Genomic DNA, 5,559 nt, shown 5'->3' on the forward strand with positions numbered 1-5,559 from the left:
TGATGGCCCCCGATCACGGGGCCGCCCTATCCCCCGATGGTCGAGGGCCTCGAGACCCGGTGAGATGACCAGTATCGTCTCGCGGTCAGGCAACGATCCTCGTACACGATGACATGTGCCAGATGATCGGTCGGATGGTGTGGTCGATGCCCACACTGACGATCCGTAGTACGACGATGTCGTGGTCCCCGGCGCGGTGAATGCTCTCGATGGTGCACTCGAAGTGCACCGGTGTTGCATCGAGAAGGATTGCGCCGGTGGGCAACACACGGGTGCTCACGCCGGCGAGGCGAGCTGCCTTGTCCTTCGACGACAACTGCCGGATCGCGTCGGCCTGCTGCTCACCGAGCACCGACACTCCCAGCGCCGGCGCCTTGCGCAGAACGGGCCAGGTGGTCGAGGAGTGCTGCACCGCGAACATGACCAGCGGCGGGTCCTGGGAGACGCCGACGGCGAACGAGGACGCCACCAGCACGGTGGGTTCACCGTCGACGGTTCCGGCCAGTGCAACCACGCCAGTGGGGAAGGCCGAGAACGCTTTTCGCAGTTCGGTGGCATCGAGTTCGGTGGTAGGGATCATGGTCATCGTCCTTCCGTGGCGAGGGTGGTGGCGGCGCGCAGGACGACCTGGCCCCAGCGTTCGATCCAGGTGGCAAACGCGTCGGGCTGGTCGTAGGACTTGTCCATCACGTAGAGCCCGGCCGCGGGGGTGATGGCCCCCAGTTCCACGAGAACGGGTTTGAGCAGTAGGTCCGGTGCCATGAAGTGTGCCGGACCGGCGCCGAGCATCAGCGGGATTGCGGTGACCCCGCGCAGGCCGTCGGCGGTGGAGAACTGATCGAGGAACAGTTTCAACAGCCCGGTGTAGGTGGCTTTGAATGTCGGGGACGCGATCACCACCAGATCGCTGGAGGCGACGGTGCTCACCGCCTCGACGACAGCGGGATCACCCCACCCGAGCAGCCCCGGCCCCAGGTCCACCACGTCGATGACGTGGTCCGGCTGCTGCCCGGTGAGCTCGGTGGCCAGTCGAGTGGCCGCATGCAGGGTGCGCGAGGCCGGTTTCGGATTCCCCGCGACTACGGTGACGATCACGTGACACCTCTCCAATCTTCGTGACGGACAACTACTCCGAGACGAAGAGTGCGAGCCGTCGATTAACCGTCGGTCACCTGATCGTTACGCCCCCATTGCGCGACTTCGCGCCGACGACACCTCCACCGACACCGATGACGGCGCTGGTCACCGCGTCATCGACGGCGGCGCGGACCCGATTGCGCCGCGGACGATCACGCCACACCCCGATGATCGTGGCGGGTCTCGAACCGTACGAAGTCCGCGCGGAATCGATCGAACACGATCTGGAACGGGGCGCCGTCGCTGGTGGTGTAGGTGATCTCGCGCATGAGCAGGGTGCTGCCGGCCGGAACACCGAGAATCTGTCCGGTCCGCTCATCGCAGCGCTCGGCGCCGATCGACACCCAGGCGTCGCCGGGATCGGTACCGAAGAATTCTGCCGCGGTGCGTTCCATGGTCAGCGGTATGCCGGCGAGTTCGGTGGGGTCGGCGTCGTAGGACGCTGAGAAATAGGCGCTGCGCAAACCGATGGTTTCACCGAATGCGTGAAATGTGTTCTCCACCAGCCGAACGTGGTCGTCGTGGATGTTCAGTCGGGTGCGGACGAGGGGGAGGTTGGGGACCAGTCGTTGTTCGCGGATCACGATCTCGACCGATTCTCCGCCGATACCGGAGATCGCGGTGAGCTCCAGGCCCAGGTCACGACGATGAACCCGCGTCCCGAGCCGCGGCCTGCGCACCAGGAATCCCGCATCGCTCAGCTCATTGAGGGCGTCGCGGACGGCTGCTCGACTGGAGTTGAACATCCGGATGAGGTCTTCCTCGACGAGCTGGGTGTCGAGGTCGAGGGTGCCTTCGCGGATCGAGGCCAGGATGAGGTCGCGTACTCGTCGGGACGACACCTGCCGACCTCGTGCGGACCCACCGCGGGCGCGTGGATGGTATTCGGTCGATCGTGTCATGGCAGTCCCTCGAAAGCTCTGGACTCGGGTCCGGTTGTGCTGGCCTCTTGCACGGAGTTTAGGGCCGAATCGGAGTCCGTGCGTTGTCGAGTAGTCGGGGTCACAGTCGGCGGATTTGCGCTCAGCTTTCCCTCAGGAACGTCCTGAACTGCATCGATGCACGCCAACGCCGGTGTGTCAGCGGCGCAATAGCCGAGTCACGAAAGAGCGCAGGAACCGAAACAAAGCGCCCCGAAGATCGTCGCATCGTCCTTAGCAACACCTATCGGGAGGGTGCCGGTGACCGCCGAAACCACCATCGTCATCAGTGAGACGCACGAGAACGCGCCGTCGCGCGACCTGGCCGGAGCGGTCGTCGCACGCCTGCGTGCCAACCTGTGGATCGCACGCGCGGCGGGCACAGCGATCGTCAACTTCCTCATCTTCGTCGTCCTGGCGTTCTTTCTCGTCAAGATGATCCCGGGCGATCCGCTCGTGTCCGCCTCGGGTGGTCAGCTGTCCGGCGCGGCACTGGAGGCCGCACGAGACAGCTACGGCCTCAACGAGTCCTGGATCTCACAGTTCGGGACGTACCTGCACGGACTCGCCACCTTCGATCTCGGGAGCTCGATCGCCACCGGCCGCCCGGTCGCCGACGACATGGCCACCCGCGTACCGGCGACCATCGAACTCGTCGGATCAGGCTTGTTCTTCGGGGCGCTGGTGAGCCTTGCACTCTCGTATTTCGTTGTCACACGGCCCAAGAACCTCATCGCCGGCGCCGTGCGGGGCTACGCCCGAGCTGCCGGAGCCGTCCCCGAGTACGTCATCGGCATCGCATTCCTGTTCATCTTCTTCGCGACGCTGCACTGGGTGCCCGCGCCGTCGGGACGGCTCGACCCGTTGTTGATGCCACCGCCGCAGGTCACCGGCTTCCCGATCCTCGACGCCCTCATCGCCGGCGACATGCCGGCTGCGAGTTCCTATGTGGCGCATCTTTTCCTACCGGTCGTCGTGATGGTCGTGGCGCACTCGGCGATCCTCGTGAAGACCCTGATCCTGTCTCTGGACAAGGAGATCGATAGCCCGGCAACACGTTTCCGCATCGCCTCCGGCGCCCCACGCCGGACGGTACTACTCGGCATCTACCGTCGCGCCCTGCCGACCGCAGTCGCCATGCTGGGCATGGTCTTCGGGCTCCTGCTCGGCGGGGCGGTGGTGCTCGAATCGCTGTTCGGCCTCGGTGGGCTCGGCCAATACGCCGTCGACGCGGTCAAGGCCTCCGACGTCTACGCCCTGCGATCGTTCCTCGTCGTCACCGCAGGGCTGTGTCTGGCCGCCTACTTCCTCACCGACATCGCCACCGGCCTCCTCGACCCGCGCCGCCGTTCCGCCCGAAAGCAGGAGATCTGATGACCGCCGCCGACCCCACTGTCACGCCCGCGTCCAGCACCCACGTCACCACCGAAATCGCCGTTCCGGTCGCCGCCGAAAGCCGGCGCACCACCGCGGCCGCCATGGGAATCCTGCGTCGCTACTGGGGATTTCTGCCCTTCGGTGTTCTCGCGCTGTTGGCCGTGATCGGGCCGCTGCTCGCGCCGCAATCGGCGACGATGGTCGTCGGCCCACCGTCGGTCGGTCCGTCGGGAGCGCACCTGTTCGGCACCGACTCCAATGGTTTCGACGTGTTCTCCCGCACCCTGACCGCCTTCCGCCTCGACGTCATGATCGCCATTGCGGTCACCGTCCTCGCGACCGCGGTGGCGGTGCTCATCGGCACCTTCTCGGGGATGTACGCGACCTCGGCGGGCGTCCGCGGGTTCCTCGCCTCGACGGTCGGACGTCTCATCGATCTCATCCAGGCGCTGCCGGTGATGATCGCGGGACTCGTGATCGTGTCGTTCTTCGGCCGTAACGCCGTCGTCATCACGATCGCACTGAGCATCGTGGTGATGCCGTTCCAGGCGCGGCTCATGCGCACCGAGGTGATGCGCACCCGCACCGACGGTTACGTCACCGCCGCCCGCATGAGCGGCGAATCCGAACTGCGCGTCGTGCTCCGGCACGTGATCCCCAACTCGTGGGGGCCGATGCTGGAGAACAGTTCGGCGATCTTCGGCATGGCGATCATCTTCTGCGCCGGGCTCGGCTTCCTCGGCGTCGGCATCCCGCTCCCCGAGGCGGAATGGGGCAACATGCTCTCCTCCGGTGCACCCGACGCCGCCGTCGGCCGCTGGTGGCCTGCCCTGTTCCCGGCTCTCGCCCTCGCTTACGCCGTATGGGCCGCCTCGACGTTCACCACCGCGGCAGGCGCCCTTCGCCGCCGCTGATCTCCCATAACGACAAGAGTCCACGAATCACGTTGCGTCATATCCCTGTTGAGAGAAAGCGAAGTAGTTCTGAGATGAAGATTCCCAAGAAGGTCGTACTCGGCCTGACCGCCATGCTCGCCTCGGCGATGGTGCTCACCGCGTGCGGTGGTGGGTCCTCGGAGGAGAGCGGCCTGGTCCTGGTGACGGCCGCGCAGCCGCAGAGCTTCAGCTACGAGACCAGTGCCACCGGGTATGAGTCGGCGGAGTTCTTCATGAACACCGGTGCCACGCTGATTCGCAACCCCTACGTCGCCGGCGACAACGGGATGGCAGCCCACCAGCAGCTGTTCAAGTTCGAGCCCGAGCTGGCCAAGAGTTATGACGTCAGTGCCGACAAGAAGGTCTACACCTTCCATCTCAACACCGCGGCAAAGAGCGTGGCGGGCAATGCCCTCGACGCCGACGACGTCATCTTCTCCTTGCAGCGCAAGTTCAAGGTCGACACCAGCATCGTGCCCTTCATCAGCAAACCCGTTCTCACCGACCCCGACACCCAGGTCCGCAAGATCGACGACGCCACCGTCGAGATCTCGATCGCCGACCCCGGTTTCGGTTTCACGCTGCTCTCACTGCTCGCCAATACGCCATACACGATCTACGACGCCAAGGTCCTCAAGTCCCACGCCACCGCAACCGACCCGTACGGTGTTGAATGGTCGAAGACCAACGCCGACTTCGGTTTCGGCGCCTATAAGCTCACCGACTACACCCCCGGCCAGCAGATGGTCTATGAAGCCAATCCGGGGTTCGCGCTCGGCGCACCCAAGGTCAAGCGCATCGTGCAACGCGTCGTCGCCGACCCCGGCCAGCGCAGCAACCTCGTCAAGAGCGGCGGTGCCTCCATCGCAACGCAGCTGCGGCCGGCCGATCAGGTCGCGCTCCAGCAGGCCAACGCCGCACAGGTATTCACCGTGCCCACCAACGCGTACGTCTACATCCCGCTGCTGACCACCAAGGCGCCGTTCGACAATCCGGCGGTGCGGCGGGCGTTTGCCTCGGCGGTGCCGTACGAGTCGATCATGAAGAACGTCTATCACGGTCGTCTGGGGCCGCTGACGTCGATCCTCAACGACACGCTGCCCGGCTACAACGCGTCCGGATTGCAGCCCAACAGCACCGACCCGCAACGGTCCCTGCAACTGCTGCGGGACGCGGGAATCAGCACACCC

At 65.4% G+C, this 5,559-nt stretch carries 6 protein-coding genes; 3 read left to right on the top strand and 3 right to left on the bottom strand.

What is annotated here, in order from left to right; translation table 11 throughout:
* Positions 1 to 85 precede the first annotated feature (85 nt).
* From GOPIP_RS13225 to GOPIP_RS13235, 3 genes are all read right to left on the bottom strand, one after another.
* Positions 86 to 586, bottom strand: coding sequence for a flavin reductase family protein (locus GOPIP_RS13225; protein WP_035727982.1), 501 nt, complete (start codon positions 584 to 586; stop codon positions 86 to 88).
* A complete protein-coding gene (locus GOPIP_RS13230; RefSeq protein WP_006370187.1) occupies positions 583 to 1,095 on the bottom strand; it encodes an NADPH-dependent FMN reductase in 513 nt (170 codons plus the stop codon). The genes GOPIP_RS13225 and GOPIP_RS13230 overlap by 4 nt, the downstream gene beginning before the upstream one ends.
* Before the next feature lie 194 nt (positions 1,096 to 1,289).
* Positions 1,290 to 1,979 carry a GntR family transcriptional regulator gene (locus GOPIP_RS13235; RefSeq protein WP_006370188.1) on the bottom strand — a complete coding sequence of 230 codons (690 nt, stop codon included), beginning with the start codon at positions 1,977 to 1,979 and terminating at the stop codon, positions 1,290 to 1,292.
* Between the two features lie 339 nt (positions 1,980 to 2,318).
* Between GOPIP_RS13235 and GOPIP_RS13240 the strand changes: the two genes are divergently transcribed.
* From GOPIP_RS13240 to GOPIP_RS13250, 3 genes are all read left to right on the top strand, one after another.
* Complete coding sequence (locus GOPIP_RS13240) at positions 2,319 to 3,431, top strand: ABC transporter permease (RefSeq protein WP_006370189.1); 1,113 nt, start codon at positions 2,319 to 2,321, stop codon at positions 3,429 to 3,431.
* On the top strand, positions 3,431 to 4,348 hold the full coding sequence (locus GOPIP_RS13245) for an ABC transporter permease (RefSeq protein ID WP_006370190.1): 918 nt from the start codon (positions 3,431 to 3,433) through the stop codon (positions 4,346 to 4,348). Before GOPIP_RS13240 ends, GOPIP_RS13245 begins: the two co-directional genes overlap by 1 nt.
* A gap of 74 nt (positions 4,349 to 4,422) precedes the next feature.
* A partial coding sequence (locus tag GOPIP_RS13250) for an ABC transporter substrate-binding protein (protein ID WP_006370191.1) occupies positions 4,423 to 5,559 on the top strand: 1,137 nt, incomplete at its 3' end.

The organism is Gordonia polyisoprenivorans NBRC 16320 = JCM 10675 (genome assembly GCF_000241325.1).
GTDB classification, from domain to species: domain Bacteria; phylum Actinomycetota; class Actinomycetes; order Mycobacteriales; family Mycobacteriaceae; genus Gordonia; species Gordonia polyisoprenivorans.